Origin of the sequence: Enterococcus sp. DIV2385, from assembly GCF_051711925.1 — a bacterium.
Lineage (GTDB): Bacteria > Bacillota > Bacilli > Lactobacillales > Enterococcaceae > Enterococcus > Enterococcus faecalis.
Genome location: NZ_JBIONV010000001.1, coordinates 755082 through 780054 on the forward strand (window position 1 = coordinate 755082; position 24973 = coordinate 780054).

Sequence of the window (24973 nt, forward strand, 5' to 3'; positions counted from 1 at the left end):
GGAGCATCGATTAGAAATGATAGCTGAAAACTTAACAAATATTAATAATCAACTTCAGCTAGCATGCAAAAGCTCACAGCGCTCTGTTGCTGATGTGACAATGATTGGCGTCACTAAATCAGTAGGAATTGAGGAAGCAGCAGAGCTTGTTCAGCTTGGTGTCCAGAATTTAGCTGAAAACCGAGTAGATAAGTTACTAGAAAAGAAAGCTGGATTGGAAAAATTTAATGATATTCAGTGGCATTTAATTGGTAATTTACAACGTAGGAAGGTAAAATTAATTATTAATGAGATAGATTATTTTCATGCATTAGATAGTCTGAGTCTAGCCAAAGAAATTCAAAAAAGAGCAACGAAAGTTATTCGTTGTTTTGTTGAAGTGAATATAACTGGGGAAGAAAGCAAGCACGGCTTTCGTAAAGAAGACGTCTTACCTTTCATTCAAGAACTTGCTGATTTGGACAAAATTCAAATCGTCGGTCTAATGACTATGGCACCTTTTGGGGCAAGTGAAGAAGTATTACATGCAACATTTAGAGAATTAAAAGAGCTGCAAATGACCGTAAATGAGAAACATTTATCTTTTGCTCCTTGTACAGAACTTAGCATGGGAATGAGTAACGATTTCCCAATCGCAGTTGAAGAAGGTGCAACTTTTATACGAATCGGAACAGCGTTATTCAGAGATGCGTAAAGGAGAGGAATTTATGTCAATTTTTAACAAGGATGCGTTATCGAGCTTTTTTGGCTTATCTGGCGAAGAAGATGATTATTATGATAACTACGAAGAATATGAAGAGCGCAAAGCAGTTAATGAACCACCGCGTCGTGCAGCTCGGCCTAAACCACAACGCCCTGTTCAACAACAGGAAAGTTACAGTCAGCCAGCTTATACACAACAAAGTGAGCCTGTAGTTGAAAAACCTTCTGCACGCTATCGTTCTGCTGAAGCGCATCAAGAAAGAGACACACAACAAGCTGCTTACACAGAGAAAAAAGTGGTTTCTATGCGTAGTTCTAATCAATCAGCGACTACGAATACAAGACGAGCACAAGAAAGCACCGCCAATGCAAAAACACATAAAATTACTATTATTGAACCACGTGTGTATTCAGAAGCAATGAGCATTGCGAAACATTTATTTGCTGAAGAAGCTGTGCTAGTTAATTTTACATTAGTAGAAGAAGACCAAGCACGACGCATCGTTGATTTCTTAACTGGTACTGTGTATGCTTTAGACGGAGATATTCAGCGCGTTGGCAATGAAATCTTCTTATGCACACCAGCGAATATGGAAATTGATAGTGCGACAGCACAATCTTTAGCCAACAAACAATTCTTTGATTTCTAAGCCTTAGGGAGGTGTTATTATCGCAACACTGATTACTCTATTATACAAAGGCGTTCAAATCTATTCAGGATTACTAGTGATTTACGCGCTACTTTCATGGTTTCCAGGAGCGTATGATTCTGCTTTCGGGCGTTTGCTCTCTAGAATTTGTGAACCATATTTAAGTTTGTTTGACCGTTTGAATTTAAGGATTGGAATGGTTGGATTTAACGTAATGGTAGGGATTATTGTCCTTAACCTAGCAGCGGGTGGCTTAGCAGTCATTTTACGAGCTATTGTTTATTAATAACTTTTAGAAAGGATGATTTATCTATGAACGCAAATGTGTATCAACATTTCCGCAAAGATGAACATCCTTTTATTGACACTGTCGGGGATTGGCTAGAGCAAGTGGAGATGCAATACGCGCCTTATTTGACAGACTTTCTTGATCCTAGACAGGCGTATATTTTGGAAACGTTGATTCGACAAAACAGTGATTTATCGTTTACTTTTTATGGTGGTTATGAGCAAGCAGAACGAAAACGCTGCTTGATTTATCCAGCGTATTACATACCAGAAGAGACAGATTTTGGTGTTGTATTATTTGAAATTATTTATCCATCTAAATTTGCGACATTATCTCATGGGAAAATTTTAGGCACCTTGATGAATGTTGGGGTTCGTAGGGAAGCCTTTGGAGATATTATTTCCGATGGTGATAAGTGGCAGGTTTTTATAGCACAAGAAGTAGCTGGCTTCGTTGTTAACCAAGTTGACAAAATTGGTAAAATTACTGTTCGTTTAGAAGAGCGTGATTATACACAAATTTTGATACCGAAGGATGGTTGGCAGGAAGAGCGAACGACTATGAGCTCTTTGCGGCTGGATAGTGTGATTTCCGCCGTATTTAATATTTCAAGGCAGCGATCAAAACAATTGATCGAATCTGGTAAAGTAAAAGTCAATTGGACAGAAACGACACGACCAGATTTTGCTTTAGACTTATTAGATATTGTTTCGATACGGGGATTTGGGCGCCTTCAGATTCAAGAATTAGAAGGAAAAACAAAGAAAGAAAAATTTCGTGTCCTCTTAGGGGTATTGAGAAAATAATCTCGAACTTTTGTTTAAGAAAACCATTTTGGCTGTTCATTCAGACGAAGTTGTGTATAATAAAAAAAGTAAGATATTTGCTATTTCAGGATTAGTATGAGAATGTGTTCATAAGGGGTTTTACAAAAATAATCCAAAGAGGTGAAGGAATATGGCATTAACTCCATTAGATATTCAAAACAAAGACTTCTCAACAAAAATGAGAGGCTATAACCAAGACGATGTAGATGACTTTTTAGATCAAGTCACACGTGATTATGAAGATGCATTACAAAAAAATCGTGAACTTGAGAAATCATTAAAACACGCAGAAGAAAAATTACAATACTTCAATGAATTGAAAGATGCATTGAACCAATCAATTATTGTTGCACAAGATACCGCTGATAAAGTGAAATCAAGTGCCAATAAAGAATCAGAAATGATTATCACTTCGGCAGATAACCAAGCCAAAGAAACCTTGGTAGAAGCTGAACGTAAATCAAATGCAATGATTGCAGATGCTGAAGCGAAATCAACACAAATCTTAGCAGAAGCAATTGAACGTGCCCGTCAATTAGCTGGGGAAACAGAAGACTTGAAGAAGAAAACACGTGTCTTCCATCAACGCTTAAGCTTAATGCTTGAAACTCAATTAGAGCAAGTGAAGAGTGAAGAGTGGGAAGAGATTTTAAAGCCTTTTTCTAGTTATGTCGGAGACAAACATACAGCAGTTAAGGAAATTCTTGATGAACAAGACCTTGACAACGAAAATGAAACTGTTGTAAACTCTGAAGAGAACACAGATGCTGTAGTAGAAAAAAAGCCTGTAATTGAAGTCACTGAAGAAACAATTGAAGAAGAATCAAAATAGATAGAACAGAACGTTTAATGTTTATTCTTAGCAGCGAGTCAATGATAGTGAAAGTTTGACAGACACTGGCATTAAACAGATCCTCTATCCTAGATGCAGTTCTGAACACTTGAGTAGGAACTGCCGGATAATTACCGTTATCAATTTCAGAGAAAGTAGGGGCAACTCTACTTTGAATTTGGGTGGTAACACGAGTACTTCGTCCCTTGGGATGGAGTACTCTTTTTTTATCTACTTTTATCAGCTATCGTTCATCTTTAGTATGAACTAACACAATTAAATCGATAAAATGAAAGCGAGGCAAATGCATATGAAAATGAAAGAAACATTGCAATTAGGAAAAACAGCTTTTCCAATGCGTGGGAACTTGCCAAACCGTGAAGCAGAATGGCAAAAAGATTGGGAAGAAAAAGGCTTATATGAACAACGTCAAAAATTAAACGAAGGAAAACCAACCTTTGTTTTACATGATGGCCCTCCGTATGCAAACGGAAATATTCATTTAGGACATTCTTTGAATAAAATCAGTAAAGATATTATTATTCGTTCAAAATCAATGTCTGGTTTCCGTTCTCCTTATGTGCCTGGTTGGGATACTCATGGTTTACCAATTGAGCAAGTGTTAACCAATAAAGGGGTTAAACGTAAAGAAATGACTGTCGCTGAGTATCGCGAAAAATGTAAAGAGTATGCCTTATCACAAGTCGATAAACAACGTAACGATTTTAAACGTTTAGGTGTGTCAGGCGATTGGGAACATCCATACATTACGTTAGATCCAGAGTATGAAGCAGCAGAAATTCGTGTTTTTGGTAAGATGGCAGAAAAAGGCTATATTTATAAAGGCTTAAAACCAATTTATTGGTCTCCTTCAAGTGAATCTTCTTTAGCAGAAGCAGAAATTGAATACAAAGATGTAAAATCACCTTCTATTTACGTAGCTTTTAATGTGGCCGATGGTAAAGGTCTTTTAGATAACGAGACAGCCTTCGTCATCTGGACGACAACCCCTTGGACATTACCAGCCAACTTAGGTATTTCAGTTAATCCTGATTTTACGTATGTTGAAGTGAAGGCAGACGGTCGTAAATTTGTAATTGCTAAAGATTTATTAGCAACAGTTAAAGAAGCGGTTGGTTGGGAAGAAGTAGAAGTCTTGCGAGAATTTTCTGGTGAAAAATTAGATCGTATGACAGCTCAACATCCATTCTATGATCGAACATCACTTGTTATGCTAGGCGACCACGTGACGCTAGATGCTGGGACTGGCTTAGTTCATACCGCACCAGGGCATGGTGAAGATGACTATATCGTTAGCCGTAAATATGATTTGCCTGTTATTTCTCCTGTTGACAGCCGTGGGGTCTTTACAGATGAAGCACCTGGTTTTGAAGGAATTTTCTATGACAAAGCGAATCCAATGATTACTGAGTTATTAGAAGAAAAAGGCGCGTTATTAAAATTAGATTTCTTTACGCATAGTTATCCACATGATTGGCGTACCAAAAAACCAGTTATCTACCGTGCAACGCCACAATGGTTTGCTTCAATCTCTAAATTCCGTCAAGATATTTTAGATGAAGTTGAGAAAGTTGACTGGCTAATTCCTTGGGGAAAAACACGTTTATATAATATGATTCGTGACCGTGGTGATTGGGTAATCTCTCGCCAAAGAGCGTGGGGTGTACCATTACCGATCTTCTATGCTGAAAACGGGGAAGCCATCATTACGCCAGAAACAATTGAACATGTAGCGAATTTATTTGCAGAACATGGATCAAATATCTGGTTTATGCGTGAAGCAAAAGAGTTACTACCAGCAGGCTTTACACATCCAGGTTCACCAAATGGCGAGTTTACCAAAGAAACAGATATCATGGACGTTTGGTTTGACTCAGGTTCTTCACATGAAGGAGTTTTACGAGAAAGAGAAGAGTTAACTTTCCCAGCAGATATGTATTTAGAAGGTTCTGACCAATATCGTGGTTGGTTTAACTCAAGTATTACAACAAGTGTCGCTATCAATGGAGTAGCGCCTTATAAATCAATTATTTCTCAAGGGATGGTTCTCGATGGCGAAGGCCGTAAGATGAGTAAATCGTTAGGCAATACTATCTTACCTGAAAAAGTTATCAATCAAATGGGTGCAGATATCTTACGCTTGTGGGTAAGTAGTGTTGACGCGGAAGCCGATGTGCGTGTCTCAATGGATATCTTAAACCAAGTATCTGAAGTGTACCGGAAAATCCGTAATACTATGCGTTTCTTGTTAGCGAATACGAGTGATTTTAATCCAGCTGAGCATACTGTAGCTTATGCTGATTTACGTTCTGTAGATAAATACATGACGGTTCGTTTAAATCAAGTCATTCAAGAAATCCGTGAAAATGGTTATGAAAAATATAATTTCATGCATATTTATCGGACAGTTATGAACTTCTTAACTGTGGATCTATCTTCTTTCTATTTAGACTTTGCGAAAGATGTCGTTTATATTGAAGCTGAAAACGATTATCAACGTCGTTGTATGCAGACTGTTTTCTATCAAACATTGGTTTCATTAACAAAACTATTGACACCAATTATTCCACATACAGCGGAAGAAATTTGGAGTTTCTTACAAGAAGAAGAAGAGTATGTGCAATTAGCTGAATTCCCAGGTTACGAAACGTTTACTAATGAAGAAGAATTGATGGATACATGGGCAGCCTTTATGGATTTCCGTGACAATGTCTTAAAAGCGTTGGAAGAAGCTCGTCATTCTAAATTAATCGGTAAATCGTTAGAAGCCAAAGTGATCGTTTATCCAAATGAACAAATTCGTCAATTAATGACAGCTGTTGATGCAGATATTGCTCAATTACTAATTGTTTCCGACTTTGAAGTATCAAAAGAAGTAGCACCTAGTGAAGCTGTTCAATTTGAAGACATGGCTATTTTAGTTGAAAAAGCAGAAGGCGAAACGTGTGACCGTTGTCGTTCCGTTCGTCAAGATGTGGGCTCAGATGAAAAATTACCAACACTTTGTGGCCGTTGTGCACACATTGTTGAAGAAAACTATCCAGAAGCGGTTGCTGAAGGATTCGAATAAACAAGGAAAAAGATCCGCTAGTTGTTAACTAGCGGATCTTTTTTGGCTTATTTATTGATCAAGTTGACCGCGGTCACGGTACCAGTTATCTGGTTGCCATTCCCAAGTAAAGCCATCTTTTTCTAATAAGTCGAAGGCAGCTTGCGGGCCCATTGTGCCAGCGGCATAATTAGGGAAAGAAACGTCTGTTTTATCCCAAGCATGTCGAATAATGTCAACAATGCGCCAAGATTGGGCAACTTCGTCCCAATGAGAGAAGTTTGTACTATCGCCATTTAGGCAGTCTAATAGAAGTTTTTCATATGCTTCTGGACTATTTTCAGTCATTTCAGCACTTTGACGGAAATCAAGTTTCACTGGAGTTGTATTGAACCCTTGACCGATTTCTTTTCCATTTAAGGTTAATGAAAATCCTTCAGTTGGTTGGATATAGATAGTTAAAACATTCGGTGGTAAATCGGTTTTATCGCATTCTTCACACGTATCATCTTTGAAGACATTAATAGGTACTTGTTTAAAGACGATGTTAATACGTGTGCCTTTTTCAGTTAATCGTTTACCTGTGCGAACATAGAAAGGGACGCCAGACCAACGGAAATTATCAATTAAAAATTTACCCGCAACAAAAGTTTCAGTGGATGAAGTTTCTGCCACATTCGGTTCATCACGATAGGCTGCAAATGTTTGATCAGCTAGCTGACCTTCGCCGTATTGGCCACGCACGAAATTTTGAAGGGCTTCTTCTTCAGAATAAAGGCGGATCGCACGTAAAGCTTTTACTTTTTCAGTCCGAATTTCTTTTTCAGAAAAGGCAACAGGAGGCTCCATAGAAAGCAAAGCAACGACTTGTAAAATATGATTTTGAACCATATCTTTTAGTGCACCACTGTGGTCATAATAGCCGCCACGATCCTCGACACCTAAGCTTTCAGCGAAGGTGATTTGGACATTATCAATGTAACGATTGTTCCATTGTGATTCAAAAATATTATTGGCAAAACGAATGGCTGAAATATTTTGGATCATTTCTTTGCCTAAGTAATGGTCAATTCGGAAAATATCTTGTTCAGGAAATGCAGCACGAATTTCTTCATTTAATTCGTAGGCAGATTCATAATCAGAACCAAATGGCTTTTCGATAATTAGACGATCAAAGCCTTCTTCCGAAATAATATGTTGTGATTTCAAGTGATTAACAATGGTTCCAAAGAATTGAGGGGCCATAGCTAAATAGTAAACGTGATTGCCTTCTAAGTGGTATTGTTCATTTAGGCGATCAGATAATTCTTTTAAGGTATTATAATGTTCCGTATCATTCACATTATGTGATTGGTAATAGAAATGACTAGAAAATTCAGTCGCCTCTTCGGCCGTGGGATTTAAGTCTTGAATGGTTTCACGAACGATTTCACGATAGTATTCGTCTGTCCATTCCCGACGTGCGGTACCAATCACCGCAAAACGCTCAGCTAATAATCCTTTTTTATATAAGCGGAACAGGGAAGGATACAATTTGCGTTTGGCAAGATCACCTGTCCCCCCGAAAATAGTAAATAATGCTACTTTTTCATTCATTAGTTTTCCTCACTTTCTCTAATCAACGGCTCAACAAAAATTGTGTTTGCTGCTTTAAAGCTGACGGATAATTCTTTGTTTTCATTATAAATGGTGATCGGTCCTTCATATGCAGCAATTTCTTTAATCGTGTATTCTTCTTGAATATTTAAATCAATGGAAACTAAATAATCCAGTAATTCTTTTTCGTCTAAGACACGTGCAATCCGAATTTTTGTGCCAACAGGGTAGTCTGTTAACGTTTGGCGTTTCTCCTCATGAATGGGTTGATTATCTTCGGGAATAACACCACCGTGTGGACAAAATTTTGGATGATTTAAATAATCCGCTAAACGGTTCACAAGCGTCTGTGAAGTGACATGTTCTAAAACTTCTGCCTCTTCGTGCACATCATTCCAAGTGTAATTTAAGTGCTCTACTAAAAAGACTTCCCAGATTCGGTGTTTGCGAATTAACGTACTCGCTTTTTTTAAGCCTTTTTCAGTTAATTGTACCCCTTGATAAGGAGAATGCTCAACCAAATCTTCTTTTACTAACTTTGAAATCATCTCACTAACCGAAGCTGCCGAAACATCGAGTCCAGAAACAATTTGTTTATTATTCACTTTAACTTCGTCGCCACCTAATTCAAAAATTAATTTTAAATAGTCTTCGCGATTTGGTGTCATAGGGGCTCATCCTTTCAAAAAAACATCATCCTAAGTTTATCAGAAAAAGGCGCATTTGACTATTTAATAATATTCAAGTTGTAAGAAAACTTTCTGAATGCTTTGGCAAGGGATGTAAAAAAATAAATCACCCACCGCACATACTTCATTTTATGTGTCGTGGGTGATTTATTAATTGTAGATGGCCCGTTCTAGTGTGTAGGTTTCATCGTCGGCTTCATCGTAAAGCGTCGCAGGGACACCATTTTCACATTGAATGATTAAATGGTAACCTAACTTGTCTAAGATAACTAAGCGTTTAGGGGTTAATTCAACAAGCAAGGCATGCGTTTGTTTGCCATCAATGAAAACATTGAAAGATGAGGTGATTTCCAAGGTGTGTTGCGTGGCTTTCTTCACGTCTACAAACCACCAATGTCCAGTATAGTTGTGTTGAAGCTCCTGTGGGGAAGGGAGCTGTTTATTTTTTTTCCAGAGGATAGAGCCTGCTAATCCAGTAAGTAAAGATGCACCAACCAAGAAAGTCCAATGCTTTTTCAAAGAAATTCCTCCTAACCTTCATTTTCATTTATTCGTCTTCGTTACCTTTATTATATAGAACTTGTCTAAAATATTCGACTAAATCGCTGAGAATTGACAAATATTTAATGATTGACACAAGATAGTAAAATTGTTGGTTTTGGTCTATACTTTTCCTTGTTTTTTTATGGTATAGTGTGTAAGAAAGGAAGTCTGTGTATGAAGTACCCGAATGTCCAACTTGCTTATTTTATCGAACGACCCAATCGGTTTATTGCACACTGTCGTTTAATGGAAACGAATGAAGAAGTGGTCACACATGTCAAAAATACTGGCAGAGGGAAAGAAGTTTTTTTACCAGGTGCTGTTGTGGCGCTTAGTTATCAACCATCGCCTAAAAGAAAAACAGATTACGATTTGATTGCAGTAAAAAAAGGTTCTTTTTGGATTAATATTGATAGCCAAGTACCGAATACATTAGTCAATGAAGCGTTAAAAAATGGTCAAATTGTGCTTCCTGGTTTAGTTGGTACGATCCAAACTGTTAAACGTGAGCAACGATTTGCACATTCAAAATTTGATTTTTTAGTGGAAACGGATGCGGACGAACAAGCTTTTGTCGAAGTGAAAGGCATGACTTTAGAAAATAAAGGCATCGGTGCTTTTCCTGACGCGCCAACACTTCGTGGCTTGAAGCATGTCACTGAACTAATAGCTGCAACTAAAGCGGGTTACCGCTGTTACATTTTGTTTGTGGTCCAATTTGAAGAAATTAAGCAAGCAACGATTCACCAAGAGATGCAACCTGCCTTTGCTGAAAATGTGGGTGCTGCAATTGATCAAGGTGTGCAAGTCCTTGCTTACAATTGCCACGTAACACCAGCAACGATTGAACTTAAGTCACAGGTAACCTTTGATTTATTACAGGCATTTGATGATCCTAATAAATAACTTGAAGAACTCCTAGCGCTTTAAGGCAGGGTAATTACGTGACTTTTGTACGAGAGATTACTATTATAAAGAGAGTAAATAAACAAAAAATGGAGGTTTTTGATTATGATACATTTAGGCGTAATTGGTACCAATTGGATTAGTCATCAATTTGTTGCAGCAGCTTTAGAAACGGGTGCGTATGATTTAACGGCTGTTTATTCTCGGAAACTAGCAACGGCACAAGAATTTGGTTCTCGCTATGGGGATGTGGAATATGCAATTGATTTAGAGACGTTTTTTGGTATTGCACATATGGATACGGTTTATATTGCCTCACCAAATTCATTACATTTTGAACAAGCGAAACAAGCAATTTTAGCGAAAAAAAATGTAATTGTTGAAAAACCAGCTTTTTCAACGCCTGATGAGATGGCAGAAATTATTGAATTAGCGAATAAAAATCGTGTGTATTTCTTTGAAGCGGCCCGTAATATTCATGAGCAAAGTTTCCAAAAAATTGCTGAATTATTGCCATTAAAAAACCAAATTTTAGGTGCGAATTTTACGTATATGAAATATTCTTCTCGCTATGATCAAGTATTAGAAGGCAAAGAGCCAAATATTTTTTCTCCTCATTTTTCTGGGGGAGCCTTAGCAGATTTAGGCGTTTATTTAGTTTATGCAGCCTTGGGCTGGTTTGGCGTACCAAACGAAAGCCATTATTTTGCTAGTAAAATTGCGACAGGTGTCGATGGCTTAGGAACAATTATTTTACGATATGATCAGTTTGACGTGACGTTAAACACTGGGAAAATTAGTGATTCTTTTGCGCCATCCGAAATTTACTTTGAAAACGGGACCTTGATTTTAGACAGTGTCAATGCTATTTCTTCGGCTGAGTACCATGATCGCGCAAATGAAGAACGTGATGTCTTAGATATTCAAGTAGCCGATAATCCAATGATTGAAGAAGCTCGTGATTTTGCAGCAGTTTTAAATAACCCAACAGATAAGTATTGGGGCACCAAGTATGAAGAATGGGTTGAGCTTGCTCGAAATGTCAATAAAGTAGTCACTGATTTACGTCATAGTGCCGGCATTATTTTTGATGCTGATAAATAAGAATTAAGCGATAGGAAAGGAACAATATGAGATTTTTAGAACAACTTCCAGAGGCTTGGCAAGAGCAGTGGCAAGCTTCTGGCTTTAACGAACTATCAACAATCCAAGAAAAAAGTTTTACGCTCCTTCGCGAAGGAGAAAATGTTTTAGGAATTTCGCCGACAGGAACTGGAAAAACACTTGCTTACATGCTGCCTTTACTCTTAACTGTTGAAAAAGGACAGGGAAATCAATTGTTGATTATTGCTCCGTCTCAAGAATTAGCTATGCAAATTGCTGAAGTTGCTCGGACTTGGGCTAAGCCACTTCAATTAACGGTTCAAACGTTAATCGGTGGGGCAAATGTTTCACGTCAGATTGACAAGTTAAAAAAACGTCCTGAAGTGTTAATCGGAACACCAGGTCGAATTTTAGAGTTAATGAAGAATAAAAAAGTCAAAGCTCAGTTGTTAAAAACAATTGTAATGGATGAAGTTGATCAACTTTTCCAAGAGGAAGAGCTAAGTTTAACCAAGCAAATTTTGACACACACACCAACCGAATACCAACTTGTTTTTTATTCAGCGACTGCTGATCGTGTCGTGAATCAAGCGCAATCTTTAAGCCAAAAATTACAGGTGATTGATGTGACGGAAGAAGATACTTCAGCAGGTCAAGTCGCCCACTACTTTATTCGGTTAGCACCAAGAAAAAAAGCTGATTACTTACGTCGTTTGGCCCATACAGAAGCATTCAGAAGCATGGTCTTTTTCAATCAAGTTGCTGATTTAGGTGCAGCAGAAGAAAAATTAGTTTATGAGAATGTGCCAGCTATTGGTCTGGCTTCAGATCAAAGTAAACAGTTGCGTAAATTGGCGATCGATCAATTTAAAGCAGAACGAGTGAAGTTGTTACTAACCACGGATATTGCGGCACGGGGCTTAGATTTCACAGGGGTCCCTTACGTCGTAAACGTAGATGTTCCTTTAACCGAAGAGAGCTATATTCATCGTTCTGGTCGCGTTGGCCGGATGGGTGCACAAGGGGCAGTGATTACGTTTATCAACGACGGCACCAAAAGAGATTATCAACGTTTGATGAAACAATTGGCCATTCCCTATCAGGAAATCTTTTTATATGATGGTGCACTTCATGAGCAGCCAAAAGCCAAAGATGAACTAGAAAAAAAGAACGTAGCCAAAGATACGTATTCAGAAAAAAAGAGTACGAAAGAAAGAAAACCAGAAACAGTAAATTCTGTTGTCAAAGAACCACAAGAAACACGCAAAAAGAAGAAAAACAAAAAGAAAAACACGAAAAACAAAGGAGCTCGTAAAGCGAAGAAATAACGCTTTACGAGCTTCAAGCAGAACGTTGTATCGAGGAGGATTCCATGAAATCTCGGAAGGAAGAAATCTTAGCGTTACTTCAAAAAAATGAAACTGGCTTAACGGCAGGAGCGGTAGCAGAACAGTTAATGATTGATCGCAGTAATGCCAGCCGTTATTTAAATGAATTATTCAAAGAAAAGAAAATTACTAGAAGTACTGGACGTCCTGTTATCTATTCAGTGCCAACAATCAATGAAGGAGAACAAGTCCATGTAGATGAGTCTACCTCTGTTAGTTTTGACACATTAGTAGGTGCCAATGATTCTTTAAAAGTGAGTATTCAGCAGGCCAAGGCGGCTATTTTATATCCACCAAGAGGTTTGCATACGATTATTTTTGGGAAAACAGGAACAGGGAAATCTCTTTTTGCTGAATGTATGTACCGTTTTGCCATTGATTCAAAAACCTTAGATGAAGATGCCCCTTTTGTCTCTTTTAATTGTGCTGATTATGCACAAAACCCACAATTATTATTTGGTCATATCTTTGGCGTAAAAAAAGGCGCCTATACTGGTGCGAATGAAGATAGTCCAGGCTTAATGGCAAAAGCAGATGGCGGGATTCTCTTTTTAGATGAAATTCATCGTTTACCGCCAGAAGGTCAAGAAATGCTCTTTACGTTTATTGATAAAGGCGTGTACCGTCCATTAGGAGAAAGTGGCCAAACCTATGAAGCCTCTGTTCAAATTATTGGTGCGACAACGGAATCCTCAGAAAACTTTTTAACCACTTTTAATCGGCGGATTCCGATGTCGATTACATTACCATCTTTAGATGCACGGACGCTAGATGAGCGTTATGCCATCATTTCGTTATTTATTCAGCAAGAGGCAACACGTTTGGGCCAACAAATTGATATCGAACGCGAAGCAGTTTTGGCGTTCATGTTATACGATGCAGAAGGAAATATTGGTCAGGTGAAGCGGGACTTAAAATTAGTTTGTGCTAAGTCATTTCTTTATTATCGGACGCACAATTTAGAACATTTGGTTATCCGTAAACGGGATTTGTCGTTACCTGTCCAAAAAGGATTATTAAAAATTAAAGAAGTACCTGAGCGCTTGGATCAATTTGTCGACAGTAAAAGTAATTATTTATCTTTCCAACCAGGTACCAACAAAATTGTTTGGTCGCAAGATCCAGCTAGAGACATGCAAGTTTACAATGAAATCGAAGAAAAAGTCGCTGACTTGTCTGAAGCTGACTTAGAAAATGTTGATTTAGAAGAATTGATTTCTAAAGATATGAATGCGTATTTTAAAAATTATGTCGAAGAATTAACCCAACATTCTTTACATAAGGAGTTATTACCAGAAGCTATTTGGGACTTAACGAATCGTCTTTATGATATCGCAGAAGAGCGTTTGGAACACACGTACAACGAAACAGCACGCTTTGCCTTTGCGCTTCATTTACAAAGTACGATTGAACGTGTCAAAGAAGGTCACGTGATTGTCCATCCTGATTTAAATAATGTCCGTAAAAATATGAAAAAAGAATTTCAAGTAGCCTTAGATTTATCTTCTATTATTGAAGAAGAGAACAACATAGAGATTCCTTTCGATGAAATTGGCTTTATTAGTATGTTTTTATCTATTAATGTCGGTAAAGAAGAAAGAACTCCAGAAAATAATGTTGGTGTGTTCGTCTTAATGCATGGGGATTCTACTGCCTCAAGTATGTTGAAAACCGCCCAAGAACTTTTAGGAACGTCAATCGGAACAGCGATGAATATGCCGTTAACGATGGAAGTTCAAACAATGTATGAACAATTACGAAACCAAGTAATTACGCAAAAAGAATCGTTAAATAATGGGATTTTATTACTGACGGATATGGGTTCATTAAATTCGTTTGGAAATATGTTGTTTGAAGAAACAGGTATCCGAACGAAGGCGATTACAATGACGAGCACAATGATTGTCTTAGAAGCTATTCGAATGGCAAGCGTGGGACGAAGTTTAGAGGACATTTACCAAAATATTCAACTTTCTTTTGAAAGCGTTGTGAGAGAACAATTTCGCTCTAGTCTGCAAAAACGTCAAAACGTTAAAAAAGCAGTAATCGTGACGTGCTTTACTGGAGAAGGGGTTGCCGCAAAACTATACCAACGAATCTTACCAGTTATTGATGAAACAAAAGTGGAACTGATTCAAATGCAATTTATTGAACGAGAAACGTTTAAAAAGCATATCGACAACTTGATGGAAGAATATGAAATTAAGGCCATTGCGGGAACTGTGGATGTTGAATATCAAAATATTCCCTTCTTTTCCGTCTATGATATTTTTGATGATGAAAAATTAAATGTACTGAAACGGATTGCTAGTGATGAAGTGGCGATTGATACAATTGTTCATTCACTAAGTGGCGTCATTACTTCTGTGGACTCCTTACAAAAATTAATTCTCATGTTACAAAAAACAGTTCATCAAATACAAACAGACATGCATATTATTGTTGAACCAGGGGTGGATGCCGGAATTATGATTCATTTGGCTTTTCTGGTAGATGCTTTAATTAAAGGAGAAGAAGCAAGAACTTTTCCAAACTTAGCGGAATATGTTAAAACACATCGTTTAGAAATCGATGTCGTACGCACGAATTTTATGTTAATTGAACGGGCGTATCGTGTGACGATTCCAGAAGCGGAAGTTGCGCATGTTACCCAAATGTTCTTAGAAAATGAAATTAAAAGTAAACAATAATAAATAAAAAAACATCAAGAAATGAGAAAACGCTCTCTTTTTTCTTGATGTTTTCTTTTTGTAAGTTACACACAATTTCATGTGTGTAAGCGTTTTCTTTTAGTGTGTGCACTCTTTTTTTATGACAAAAGCTGTTATATCAGTATTTTAATGAGGGAAAAACTTGGCACAATAATTGCTATAAATAAAGTGTATAACGTCATAACTTTTAAGGAGATGAAGAAAAAATGGCAAAAAAAACAATTATGTTAGTTTGTTCCGCAGGAATGAGCACGAGTTTATTAGTAACAAAAATGCAAAAAGCAGCAGAAGATCGTGGCATGGAAGCAGACATCTTTGCAGTATCGGCTTCTGAAGCAGATACAAACTTGGAAAATAAAGAGGTGAATGTTTTACTTTTAGGTCCACAAGTTCGTTTCATGAAAGGGCAATTTGAACAAAAATTACAGCCAAAAGGGATTCCTTTAGATGTAATTAACATGGCAGACTATGGCATGATGAATGGCGAAAAAGTTTTAGATCAAGCAATCTCATTAATGGGATAAGGAATTAAAACGTTCAAGAAAAGTGAATAGCAAATAAGGATAGTGCATGTTACCAAAGGTTTTATTTTGTACGCTCGATTCATTCGTTTAATGAGGCTACTGCCTTTTTAATAAATATAAATGGATACAGGAGGAATAAAAATGAACGGATTAATGGCATGGATGGAAAAATATATCTTACCAACTGCCGCAAAAATTGGTGCACAGAAACATCTGGTGGCACTAAGGGATGCTTTTATTGGTACATTACCTGCGACAATGGCTGGATCAGTCGCCGTAATGATTAACGCAATTATTCGAGATCTTCCCCAAGAGTTTGTCTCAACTTATGCGGCAAGTTTGGAAGCAGACAAAGGTATTTTTGCAGTATTGAATGTCATCATTGGGATTAATGGTTTTGTTTGGAATGGTACATTGGCTATCGCTGGTTTGATTTTCGCTTTTTCTTGGGGCTATAACTTAGCGAAAGCATACAATGTGAATGAGCTAGCTGGTGGGATTGTCAGTTTAGCTACCTTAATTTCAGGTGTTGCTTTTGCACCAAATAACACAGCTGAATTAGCTGTAAAAGTGCCAGAAAAGATTGCCAACGCAATTAATGGGGCAGAAATTGGTGCGTCAATTGCTAATAATCAATTGACTGTCAATCCATGGGGTTGGTTAAATCTCAATCATCTAAATGGTAACGCTTTCTTTACGGTGATGATTATGGGCGCTTTATCAACCATTATTTTTTGTAAATTAATGCAAGCGGATTTAACAATAAAAATGCCTGACTCTGTTCCGCCAGCAGTTTCAAAAGCGTTTGCGGCAATTTTACCAGCAACAATCGCGTTGTATGTCGTAGCGATTATTAACTTTACGGTGTCAAAACTTTCAGGCGGTCAATTATTAATTGACTTAATTCAAAAATATATCGCGGAACCGTTCCTTGGGTTATCACAAGGACTAGGAGCTGTGTTAATCGTAACAGTTTTTGTTCAAATTTTCTGGTTCTTTGGTATTCATGGGCCAAACGTTTTGGCACCAGTTCTTGAAGGAATTTGGGGACAAGCACAATTAATCAATATTGATATTTTCCAAAAAGGTTACGAAGGAAAAACAGGAACAGCTGCGGTTTTAGCCGCTATTGACGACGGTAAAGCCTACATGTGGGTCCGTGGTTCGTTTGATGCTTTTGCTTGGTTTGGTGGTTCAGGCGGTACAATCGTCCTAATTATTGCAATCTTGTTATTCTCCAAACGAGCAGATTATTTAACAGTCGGTAAATTATCATTAGGACCTGGGATCTTTAATATCAATGAACCGATTATGTTTGGTTTACCAGTTGTTCTTAATCCAATTATGTTTATTCCATTTGTAATTGCGCCATTAGTTGCTACTACAATTGGCTGGGTTGCAACGTATCTTGGGCTAGTCGCCCCAGTTTCTCAACAAGTCGCATGGGTGACACCGCCGTTGCTATTATCTTTCTTAGCGACAGGTGCCGACTGGCGCGCACCAATCGTAGCGTTGGTATGTATGGTAGTCACTTTCTTGATTTGGACACCGTTTGTTATCGCTGCTAACAAAATGGATCCTGCATTAGGCGAAAGTGAGCAATAGGCAATAAAAACAGCAATTACTTGTATAGAAAGGAGCGAGCGGCATGATTTCGATTGCAAGTGCAATGAAGCAAGAGGAAATTATTACTTTACTAGAGGCATATCAAGGGGAAAATGAAACATTTACTTTTAAAGAAAAGAATGGTATTAAGTTATTTTTTGAACTTGAAGGAGACCCTGAAACTGCTGCACAAGTTGCAAAACAGCTGATTAAGGAACAACCTTGGGGTGGCGTTTTATACTTCCAAGCAACGGTAGTCTAAAAAGATAGGATGGATGAAAATGATTAGAAATGGATTATTTTTATGTAGTATTGGCTTCTTGATTGTTTTGTATTCGTTGAATCCCAGCTCCTTAAACTATGATTTATTAAGTCTGACAACGGGGATTTTTTTCATTGGACTTGGTGGTTACCTGTTTTTTAAAGGAAAAAAAGTTGCTGAAGAAGAGGCGACAAAGGATGAGGTGAAACGGTAATGGAAATTACGAAAACATTAACTATTTCAGCAGATGAATTTTACACGCAATTAATGAATTCTGTTATTTTTGATATCCGTAAGCAAACAGGCAAAACTCTTACAAGAAAGCAGTTACGTAAGTTTGAATATATCAAAGAATATAGTAAAAATAGTCGCGCGAAAATAGTTATTGAAGAAGCTGTAGAAAATAAGACCTATCAATTTCGAACATCCACAACTAAAAATGATTTCTCGGTGCGGTATGAGCTCCAGCCAATTGATGAAAAAAGCTGTGAACTGCGTTATACAGAAACAATGGTTTCTTATGGGGCGTTACAAAAACTGAATGATGCAGTATTAGGTATCTTTTTAAGTTATTTTAAAAAGAAACAGTTTTATAAAATGCTTAAAATGATGGAAACTGCTTAAAGGGAAAAAGCGGCTTTTGTCCAGTTGATTCTCTTCAGCTTTAGAAAGTGAGCGATGAGTCGTTTCGACTTATCGCTCACTTTTTTTTGTTGCCCTATTATTTTGGAAACGCACACAAAAAAGCTGTGTGTAATCGTTTTATTTTTAGTGTGTACACGCTTTCCATGTTGAAAAACGTTGTCATATCAAGTTTTTCAATGTGTTAAAACTTGGCACGCTTCTTGCTTATATAAAGGTGTAAAGCAAAACAAAGAGAATTTAGGAGATGAAGGAAAATGGCAAAAAAAACAATTATGTTAGTTTGTTCCGCAGGAATGAGCACAAGTTTATTAGTAACAAAAATGCAAAAAGCAGCAGAAGATCGTGGCATGGAAGCAGACATCTTTGCAGTATCGGCTTCTGAAGCAGATACAAACTTGGAAAATAAAGAGGTAAATGTTTTATTATTAGGCCCACAAGTTCGTTTCATGAAAGGGCAATTTGAACAAAAATTACAACCAAAAGGGATTCCTTTAGATGTCATTAACATGGCGGACTATGGCATGATGAATGGCGAAAAAGTTTTAGATCAAGCAATTTCATTAATGGGATCATCAAACTAGAGCAGAAAATGGGGTAGAGGTAATGGACGGACAACAGAACTTAGAAGCAATCATGGGTTTAATCATGTATGGCGGAAATGCTAAAAGCGATGCAATGGAAGCGATTGCCGCAGCAAAATCGGGGGATTTTGAATTAGCAGACAAAAAAATTGCAGATGCAGAAGAATCACTTGTACATGCACATCATTCGCAAACAGGAATGTTAACAGAAGAAGCAAAAGGCAATAACATGCAAGTAACATTGTTAACAGTGCACAGTCAAGATCATTTAATGACTGCGATTGCATTTACAGATTTAGCAAAAGAAATTATCGATCTTTATCGCCGTATTGATAACGAGTAATCTCGTTGTCAATGCGTCTTATAAGAAAAACGCGCTTGAGAAAGCGTTAATTAGGAGGAATAACAATGGACGGATTTGTTCAATGGATGGAGAAACACTTTATGCCGAAAGCGTCAGTTATCGCAGCGCAACGGCACTTGGTAGCAATTCGTGACGCGTTTGTCGTAACGATGCCATTAATGATTTTAGGGGCTTTGGCGGTATTAATTAATAATATTCCAATTCCAGGATATGAGGACTTTTTAAACAAAATTTTCCCAATGATGTATAACGATGCACCAATTTGGAAAAGCTTTGGTGGTAACATTTGGAACGGTACATTCGCAATCTTTGCCGTTTTAGTAGCCTTTTTAGTAGCACACAATTTAGTTAAATCTTATGGAAAAGACGGCATTGCAGCCGGTACAGTTTCTGTAGCTTCATTCTTCGCAGTTGGCGGCTTAGAAGGCATGGGCGCAACTGGATTATTTATTGCTTTGATTATTGCACTTATTTCAGGAGAACTATTCCAACGTTTATCTGGCAATCCTAAATTAGTTATCAAAATGCCTGATGGTGTACCACCAGCAGTAGCAAAATCATTTGCGGCATTATTACCAGCAATGATTACAATCAGTTTATTTAGTTTAATTACATCAATTCTATTTGCTTTAGGAATTGACAATATCGTTATTTCATTCTATGAAGCAGTTCAACAACCATTTATGGGACTTGCAAACAGCTACCCATCAGCATTATTGTTAGCTTTCATTACACCATTCTTATGGTTCTTTGGTTTACATGGTGCCAACATGGTTGACCCATTAATGCAAACAATCAACGTACCAGCGATTGATGCGAACATTAAAGCTTTAGAAGCAGGTAAAGCAATTCCTTATATTGTAAACAAACCTTTCTTTGATTCATTTGTAAACTTAGGTGGAACAGGGGCAACATTAGGTCTGTTAATTGCTATCTTTATCGTTGGTCGTCGTAACAAACCATACAAAGTCATTACAAACTTAAGTTTAGCACCAGGACTATTTAATATTAATGAACCAGTCATGTTCGGTTTACCAATTGTTTTAAACCCAATCATGTTTATCCCATTCATTTTAGTCCCAATGGTTCTTGTAACTGTTGCGTATGTGGCGACAGCAACTGGTTTAGTACCAGCTGCAACCTTTATGCCACCTTGGGTAACACCACCAATTATTGGCGGATTTTTAGCAACGAAGAGTATCGCCGGCGGAGTTTTAGCAGCTGTTAACTTATTGATTTCTATTTTGATCTACATGCCTTTCGTAAAAGTAGCAACAGATCAATACTTGAAACAAGAAGCAGCCGCAGAAGCAGCTGAGTAAAAAATCGAAGGATTGAATCGTCCGGACTCTTACGGAGGGTTCAATCCTTTTTTTAATGATTAAATCGTAAAGGAGCAAATAACATGAAATATCAATTTCCAGAAAATTTTTGGTGGGGTTCTGCAGCCAGCGGTCCTCAAACAGAAGGCGTTTTTGAAGGTGATGGTAAAGGTCAAAACATTTGGGATTTTTGGTATCAAGAAGCGCCAGAAAAATTTTTTCAACAAGTCGGTCCAGATAAGACCTCACAATTTTATAAAAAATACCAAGAAGATATTCAGTTAATGAAAGAAACGGGACATAACTCTTTTCGAACATCCATTCAATGGAGCCGTTTAATTCCAGATCCTACAACAGGGAAAGTCAATCAAACAGCAGTTGATTTTTATAATCAAGTGATTGATGATTTATTAGAACAAGGGATTGAGCCCTTTATGAACTTGTATCATTTTGATATGCCGATGGTACTTCAAGAAAAAGGTGGTTGGGAAAGCCGTGAAGTGGTTGATTTGTATGTTGACTTTGCCAAAACCTGTTTTGAATTGTTTGGCGATCGCGTGAAAAAATGGTTTACGCACAATGAACCAATTGTACCAGTTGAAGGTGGTTATCTCTATGGCTGGCATTATCCTGATAAAGTGAATCTAAAAGAAGGGATTCAAGTACTCTATCATGAAGCTTTAGCTAGTGCCAAAGCGATTGCCGTCTATCATTCTATGAACTTATCAGGTGAAATTGGCATTATTTTAAACTTAACGCCGACTTATCCTCGTGATGAGCACAACGAAGCCGATGTAAATGCGGCTAAATTTGTCGATGGTTTCTTTAACCGTTCGTTTTTAGACCCGGCTGTTAAAGGTCATTTTCCAGAAGATATGGTTGCTTGGGTGAAAGCAAATGACTTGTTGCCAGAAACAACACCAGAAGATTTAGCAATAATTGCTGAAAATACTGTGGACTTATTAGGAGTAAACTACTATCAACCACGTCGTGCCAAAGCAAAAGAAACACCTGTTGAAACACGACCAGAAGGCTTACTTCCAGAAGATTTTTATGATGTCTACGATATGCCTGGCAAAAAAATGAATCCTTACCGTGGCTGGGAAATCTACGAAAAAGGCATTTATGATACATTAATGAATTTAAAAGAAAATTATGGCAACATTCGCTGCTACATTTCAGAAAATGGCATGGGCGTAGAAGGAGAAGAACGCTTTGTCAATGAACTAGGAGTCATTGAAGATGATTATCGGATTGAATTCGTGCAGGATCACTTGAAATGGGTGCACCAAGCGATTCAAGAAGGTAGTAATGTTCAAGGATATCATATGTGGACGTGTATGGATAACTGGTCTTGGCTCAATGCCTATAAAAATCGTTATGGCTTCATCGCTGTGGATTTAGATGATGATGCGAAACGGACCATTAAGAAAAGCGGTCGTTGGTTCAAAGAAATGACAGCAAATAACGGCTTTTAGAAAGAGAATCGTTTCTGTGATAAAATGAATTGATACAATGTGCGAGGAGGAAAGAAAATGACAACTAAAAGAGTCAAAAAAATGGGCAAAGAAGAAATGAAAGAGATGTTTGATCTTGTCATCTATGCTTTTAATCAGGAACCCACGGCGGAACGCCAAGAACGTTTTGAAAAATTGTTATCACATACGCAAAGCTATGGCTTCCTAATTGATGAGCAATTAACAAGTCAAGTGATGGCGACACCTTTTCAAGTGAATTTCCATGGTGTCCGCTATCCCATGGCTGGAATTGGCTATGTGGCTTCTTATCCAGAATATCGTGGTGAAGGCGGCATCTCTGCTATTATGAAAGAAATGTTGGCTGATTTAGCGAAACAAAAGGTTGCCCTTTCTTACTTAGCACCGTTTTCATATCCATTTTATCGTCAATATGGCTATGAACAAACATTTGAACAAGCGGAGTATACAATTAAAACGGAAGATTGGCCACGTGTTAAACGAGTTCCGGGTACCATTAAACGAGTTTCTTGGGCTGACGGTAAAGAGGTCATTAAAGACGTATACCTTGAAAATCAAAGAGCGCACTCTGGTGGTGTGATCCGTGAAACTTGGTGGCTGGATTATACGCTGAATCGTGCAAGTAAACCAAATAATCAAGCGATTTATTATTCGTCAGAAGGGAAAGCAGAAGGCTATGTGATTTATCGGATAGCTGCTGGCACCTTTGAAATCGTAGAATGGAACTATTTAACTAATACAGCTTTTAAAGCTTTAGCTGGGTTTATTGGCTCACATAGTGGTTCCGTCCAATCGTTTCATTGGATTAATGGTTTTGCTGGAAAAGATTTAAATGATTTAATGCCAACGCCAGCAGCTTCTGTAAAAATTTTACCTTACATGATGGCACGAATCGTTGAGTTACAAACATTTCTTGAAAAGTATCCATTTCAATCAGGAGAAAAAGAAACGTATTCTTTAGAGATTGAAGATTCCTATGGGCCATGGAATGAAGGTATTTGGACAATCACAATTGACGAACAAGGAAAAGCGACAGTGACTAAAGGTGCTGTGGAAAAGGAAGGGACTGCTGCTTTGAAAGCAGATATCCAAACGTGGACGCAACTATTCTTGGGCTATCGTTCAGCAGAGACGTTATCTTTTTATGAACGCTTGCAAGGAGACGCAACGACAGTTCAACGTTTAGGCCAACGTTTAGTCAAAGGCATGCCAATTTTAGAAGATTATTTTTAAAAGTGTGTTTATTCGCAAAAAATGACAGAACCTACTATAATAAAAATGTAAAAAGAATTATTTTAGAAAGGTGATGGGGACAATGGCGAAAACGAAACAAGAAAAAGTTGCACGCAATAATAAAATTGGGCAATATATAGCTATTGCGACAGGACTTTATTATTTAGGAAAAATGATTCTTGATCGGCGGCAAAAAAAATAATAGATAAAAGAACGACGTGTTTCACTGAAAGAAAGTATCTCGCATAATTGTTTATGCGGGATACTTTCTTTTTGTCTATTGACAGATGTAGTGAAGACTTCTAAAATTAAAACAGATTGTTCTCGTAGCTCAGTAGGATAGAGCAACCGCCTCCTAAGCGGTAGGTCGCTGGTTCAATTCCAGTCGGGAACGTAAAAAACACCTTTCAAATGTTGATTTGATAGGTGTTTTGTTTTATTTGTGCCAAAAATGTGCCAAATTGTTAATTACTTTTATAGATTTTATCGAATACAGAATCAATCATTTCATCATTTTTGTTATCTAGCTCTTTTATAATGTGTAAGTAAGTAGTTATCGTTGTATCTAAACTTGAATGCCCTAGCCTTTTAGAAACATATATAGTATCACAACCTTGATATAATAGAACTGAAGCATGCGTATGACGTAAACCGTGTAAGGTGAATTTTTTTGTTACACCTATTTCAGATAGTTTTTTTCTCAAGTATTTAGTTACTGCGTTATTAGAAATAAGCCCGTTTTGAGAATTGTAAAAGATAAATTGTTCAGGGTTTTGTACCTCTAGTTTATCAAACAATTCTTTTTGAGCTTTCTTGTATTCTTTTAGTAATTGAGCAGTATGAAAATCAATTTTTATTTTACGTACAGAACTTTCGTTTTTAGTTTTTCCCCAGCAATTCATTTTGTAATTCCACGTTTTATGAATATCGATTATTTCATCCTCGAAATTTATATCGTTCCAAGTTGTTCCTAGTAACTCTGCAAAACGCATACCTGTAGCACCAGCTACCACAACCATAATTGGCGATGCGTAGTGTGGGTCAATTCCTTTTTCAGCTAATTCCATTAACCGCTTAAAATCACCGTAATCTAAAAATTTATCATTTTTGGTTTTATCTGATTCTTTACCTTTAATTACAGCTTTTCTAGTTGGATCAAATAGAATAAGTCCTTCCTCAACCGCATCTTTAAGCGATGCTCTGATATGGTTATTAAATTTAATGACAGTTGACTTCATATGCTCTTCGGCAAACTTGTTTAAATATCGTTGGTACAATGGTCGGGTAAGCTGTGAAAGAATTATATTTGGCATATATCTTTCTATATTGTTGAGTGTATCTTTGTATTTTCTATATGTTATTTCAGAAACGACATCTTTTTTATATAGATTCATCCAATCTTTAAAGTATTCAGAAAACAAGATATTTTGTTTATCACCTTGAAGCCCCTTTTTTAAATTATATTCAATTTCATCAGCTGCTTCTTTGGCTTCTCGTTTAGTTTTAAACCCGCTTTTTCTTAATTTGCTATGCGTGCCATCTTGTTTTTTATAAGATATTTCGTATTGCCAAGAATTTCCCCGCTTTATAAATCTAGCCATTGTATCACCTCCAATATTTGATTAAAACGCCTG

24 protein-coding genes and 1 tRNA gene are annotated in these 24973 nt (G+C 37.3%); 21 read left to right on the forward strand and 4 right to left on the reverse strand.

All coding sequences use genetic code 11. The features are described 5' to 3' along the window. The first annotated feature begins 16 nt into the window (after positions 1-16). The 6 genes from IGM04_RS03655 (at position 17) to ileS (ending at position 6391) form a co-directional block, all read left to right on the forward strand. The gene (locus tag IGM04_RS03655) at positions 17-694 is read left to right on the forward strand and encodes a YggS family pyridoxal phosphate-dependent enzyme (RefSeq protein ID WP_002358890.1); all 678 of its coding nucleotides are present in this window, start codon (positions 17-19) and stop codon (positions 692-694) included. Positions 695-707: 13 nt separating this feature from the next. Next, positions 708-1352, forward strand: a complete 645-nt coding sequence (locus IGM04_RS03660) for a cell division protein SepF (protein WP_002355901.1) — start codon at positions 708-710, stop codon at positions 1350-1352. 28 nt (positions 1353-1380) lie between these two features. Further along, positions 1381-1638 (forward strand): YggT family protein, encoded by a 258-nt coding sequence (locus IGM04_RS03665; RefSeq protein WP_002355902.1) that lies wholly within the window; start codon positions 1381-1383, stop codon positions 1636-1638. 26 nt (positions 1639-1664) lie between these two features. After that, on the forward strand, positions 1665-2447 hold the full coding sequence (locus IGM04_RS03670) for an RNA-binding protein (protein WP_002355903.1): 783 nt from the start codon (positions 1665-1667) through the stop codon (positions 2445-2447). 151 nt (positions 2448-2598) lie between these two features. Continuing rightward, a complete protein-coding gene (divIVA, locus tag IGM04_RS03675) occupies positions 2599-3300 on the forward strand; it encodes a cell division protein DivIVA (RefSeq protein ID WP_002355904.1) in 702 nt (233 codons plus the stop codon). A 310-nt stretch (positions 3301-3610) separates the two neighbouring features. Beyond that, positions 3611-6391 carry an isoleucine--tRNA ligase gene (gene ileS / locus IGM04_RS03680; protein WP_086317716.1) on the forward strand — a complete coding sequence of 927 codons (2781 nt, stop codon included), beginning with the start codon at positions 3611-3613 and terminating at the stop codon, positions 6389-6391. Positions 6392-6442: 51 nt separating this feature from the next. Here the strand turns inward: ileS and zwf are convergent, their stop codons facing one another. The 3 genes from zwf to IGM04_RS03695 all read right to left on the reverse strand — a co-directional run bounded on the left by zwf (position 6443) and on the right by IGM04_RS03695 (position 9174). After that, positions 6443-7966 (reverse strand): glucose-6-phosphate dehydrogenase, encoded by a 1524-nt coding sequence (zwf, locus tag IGM04_RS03685; protein ID WP_002355906.1) that lies wholly within the window; start codon positions 7964-7966, stop codon positions 6443-6445. Further along, the gene (locus IGM04_RS03690; RefSeq protein WP_010822636.1) at positions 7966-8634 is read right to left on the reverse strand and encodes a metal-dependent transcriptional regulator; all 669 of its coding nucleotides are present in this window, start codon (positions 8632-8634) and stop codon (positions 7966-7968) included. Before IGM04_RS03690 ends, zwf begins: the two co-directional genes overlap by 1 nt. A gap of 171 nt (positions 8635-8805) precedes the next feature. After that, entirely contained in the window at positions 8806-9174 is a 369-nt protein-coding gene (locus IGM04_RS03695) for a DUF4828 domain-containing protein (RefSeq protein ID WP_002355908.1), read from the reverse strand. Between the two features lie 198 nt (positions 9175-9372). Between IGM04_RS03695 and sfsA the strand changes: the two genes are divergently transcribed. From sfsA to IGM04_RS03770, 15 genes are all read left to right on the forward strand, one after another. Continuing rightward, the gene (gene sfsA, locus IGM04_RS03700; RefSeq protein ID WP_010822637.1) at positions 9373-10104 is read left to right on the forward strand and encodes a DNA/RNA nuclease SfsA; all 732 of its coding nucleotides are present in this window, start codon (positions 9373-9375) and stop codon (positions 10102-10104) included. Between the two features lie 105 nt (positions 10105-10209). Next, positions 10210-11208, forward strand: coding sequence for a Gfo/Idh/MocA family protein (locus IGM04_RS03705; RefSeq protein WP_010822638.1), 999 nt, complete (start codon positions 10210-10212; stop codon positions 11206-11208). 26 nt (positions 11209-11234) lie between these two features. Then, entirely contained in the window at positions 11235-12536 is a 1302-nt protein-coding gene (locus tag IGM04_RS03710) for a DEAD/DEAH box helicase (protein WP_086317717.1), read from the forward strand. Between the two features lie 44 nt (positions 12537-12580). Then, the gene (locus IGM04_RS03715) at positions 12581-15286 is read left to right on the forward strand and encodes a sigma 54-interacting transcriptional regulator (protein WP_002355912.1); all 2706 of its coding nucleotides are present in this window, start codon (positions 12581-12583) and stop codon (positions 15284-15286) included. 227 nt (positions 15287-15513) lie between these two features. Continuing rightward, entirely contained in the window at positions 15514-15831 is a 318-nt protein-coding gene (locus IGM04_RS03720; protein ID WP_002355913.1) for a PTS sugar transporter subunit IIB, read from the forward strand. A gap of 141 nt (positions 15832-15972) precedes the next feature. Next, positions 15973-17436: a PTS sugar transporter subunit IIC gene (locus IGM04_RS03725; RefSeq protein WP_002364646.1), complete on the forward strand. Its 1464-nt coding sequence runs from the start codon at positions 15973-15975 to the stop codon at positions 17434-17436. Between the two features lie 43 nt (positions 17437-17479). After that, positions 17480-17698 carry a hypothetical protein gene (locus tag IGM04_RS03730; protein ID WP_086317718.1) on the forward strand — a complete coding sequence of 73 codons (219 nt, stop codon included), beginning with the start codon at positions 17480-17482 and terminating at the stop codon, positions 17696-17698. 13 nt (positions 17699-17711) lie between these two features. Further along, a complete protein-coding gene (locus IGM04_RS03735; RefSeq protein WP_002355916.1) occupies positions 17712-17912 on the forward strand; it encodes a DUF3188 domain-containing protein in 201 nt (66 codons plus the stop codon). Beyond that, entirely contained in the window at positions 17912-18322 is a 411-nt protein-coding gene (locus tag IGM04_RS03740; RefSeq protein ID WP_002355917.1) for a DUF3284 domain-containing protein, read from the forward strand. Before IGM04_RS03735 ends, IGM04_RS03740 begins: the two co-directional genes overlap by 1 nt. Positions 18323-18597: 275 nt before the next feature. Beyond that, positions 18598-18924, forward strand: coding sequence for a PTS sugar transporter subunit IIB (locus tag IGM04_RS03745; RefSeq protein ID WP_002355918.1), 327 nt, complete (start codon positions 18598-18600; stop codon positions 18922-18924). Positions 18925-18946: 22 nt separating this feature from the next. After that, positions 18947-19267, forward strand: a complete 321-nt coding sequence (locus tag IGM04_RS03750; RefSeq protein WP_002355919.1) for a PTS lactose/cellobiose transporter subunit IIA — start codon at positions 18947-18949, stop codon at positions 19265-19267. Positions 19268-19332: 65 nt separating this feature from the next. Next, entirely contained in the window at positions 19333-20610 is a 1278-nt protein-coding gene (locus IGM04_RS03755; protein ID WP_002355920.1) for a PTS sugar transporter subunit IIC, read from the forward strand. Positions 20611-20693: 83 nt separating this feature from the next. Then, positions 20694-22088, forward strand: coding sequence for a glycoside hydrolase family 1 protein (locus IGM04_RS03760; protein WP_010822641.1), 1395 nt, complete (start codon positions 20694-20696; stop codon positions 22086-22088). A gap of 57 nt (positions 22089-22145) precedes the next feature. Next, positions 22146-23339 (forward strand): GNAT family N-acetyltransferase, encoded by a 1194-nt coding sequence (locus tag IGM04_RS03765; protein ID WP_002378142.1) that lies wholly within the window; start codon positions 22146-22148, stop codon positions 23337-23339. Between the two features lie 320 nt (positions 23340-23659). After that, positions 23660-23733, forward strand: a tRNA-Arg gene (locus IGM04_RS03770). Positions 23734-23803: 70 nt separating this feature from the next. Here the strand turns inward: IGM04_RS03770 and IGM04_RS03775 are convergent. After that, complete coding sequence (locus IGM04_RS03775; protein WP_086317719.1) at positions 23804-24940, reverse strand: site-specific integrase; 1137 nt, start codon at positions 24938-24940, stop codon at positions 23804-23806. Positions 24941-24973 lie beyond the last annotated feature (33 nt).

What these genes read in the sequence shown, in the direction of transcription:
- IGM04_RS03655 (WP_002358890.1), top strand. Translation starts at nt 17, where the DNA reads ATGATAGCTGAAAACTTAACAAATATTAATAATCAACTTCAGCTAGCA.
- IGM04_RS03660 (WP_002355901.1), top strand. Translation starts at nt 708, where the DNA reads ATGTCAATTTTTAACAAGGATGCGTTATCGAGCTTTTTTGGCTTATCT.
- IGM04_RS03670 (WP_002355903.1), top strand. Translation starts at nt 1,665, where the DNA reads ATGAACGCAAATGTGTATCAACATTTCCGCAAAGATGAACATCCTTTT.
- divIVA (WP_002355904.1), top strand. Translation starts at nt 2,599, where the DNA reads ATGGCATTAACTCCATTAGATATTCAAAACAAAGACTTCTCAACAAAA.
- ileS (WP_086317716.1), top strand. Translation starts at nt 3,611, where the DNA reads ATGAAAATGAAAGAAACATTGCAATTAGGAAAAACAGCTTTTCCAATG.
- zwf (WP_002355906.1), bottom strand. Translation starts at nt 7,966, where the DNA reads ATGAATGAAAAAGTAGCATTATTTACTATTTTCGGGGGGACAGGTGAT.
- IGM04_RS03690 (WP_010822636.1), bottom strand. Translation starts at nt 8,634, where the DNA reads ATGACACCAAATCGCGAAGACTATTTAAAATTAATTTTTGAATTAGGT.
- sfsA (WP_010822637.1), top strand. Translation starts at nt 9,373, where the DNA reads ATGAAGTACCCGAATGTCCAACTTGCTTATTTTATCGAACGACCCAAT.
- IGM04_RS03705 (WP_010822638.1), top strand. Translation starts at nt 10,210, where the DNA reads ATGATACATTTAGGCGTAATTGGTACCAATTGGATTAGTCATCAATTT.
- IGM04_RS03710 (WP_086317717.1), top strand. Translation starts at nt 11,235, where the DNA reads ATGAGATTTTTAGAACAACTTCCAGAGGCTTGGCAAGAGCAGTGGCAA.
- IGM04_RS03715 (WP_002355912.1), top strand. Translation starts at nt 12,581, where the DNA reads ATGAAATCTCGGAAGGAAGAAATCTTAGCGTTACTTCAAAAAAATGAA.
- IGM04_RS03720 (WP_002355913.1), top strand. Translation starts at nt 15,514, where the DNA reads ATGGCAAAAAAAACAATTATGTTAGTTTGTTCCGCAGGAATGAGCACG.
- IGM04_RS03725 (WP_002364646.1), top strand. Translation starts at nt 15,973, where the DNA reads ATGAACGGATTAATGGCATGGATGGAAAAATATATCTTACCAACTGCC.
- IGM04_RS03730 (WP_086317718.1), top strand. Translation starts at nt 17,480, where the DNA reads ATGATTTCGATTGCAAGTGCAATGAAGCAAGAGGAAATTATTACTTTA.
- IGM04_RS03735 (WP_002355916.1), top strand. Translation starts at nt 17,712, where the DNA reads ATGAAAATGATTAGAAATGGATTATTTTTATGTAGTATTGGCTTCTTG.
- IGM04_RS03740 (WP_002355917.1), top strand. Translation starts at nt 17,912, where the DNA reads ATGGAAATTACGAAAACATTAACTATTTCAGCAGATGAATTTTACACG.
- IGM04_RS03745 (WP_002355918.1), top strand. Translation starts at nt 18,598, where the DNA reads ATGGCAAAAAAAACAATTATGTTAGTTTGTTCCGCAGGAATGAGCACA.
- IGM04_RS03750 (WP_002355919.1), top strand. Translation starts at nt 18,947, where the DNA reads ATGGACGGACAACAGAACTTAGAAGCAATCATGGGTTTAATCATGTAT.
- IGM04_RS03755 (WP_002355920.1), top strand. Translation starts at nt 19,333, where the DNA reads ATGGACGGATTTGTTCAATGGATGGAGAAACACTTTATGCCGAAAGCG.
- IGM04_RS03760 (WP_010822641.1), top strand. Translation starts at nt 20,694, where the DNA reads ATGAAATATCAATTTCCAGAAAATTTTTGGTGGGGTTCTGCAGCCAGC.
- IGM04_RS03765 (WP_002378142.1), top strand. Translation starts at nt 22,146, where the DNA reads ATGACAACTAAAAGAGTCAAAAAAATGGGCAAAGAAGAAATGAAAGAG.
- IGM04_RS03775 (WP_086317719.1), bottom strand. Translation starts at nt 24,940, where the DNA reads ATGGCTAGATTTATAAAGCGGGGAAATTCTTGGCAATACGAAATATCT.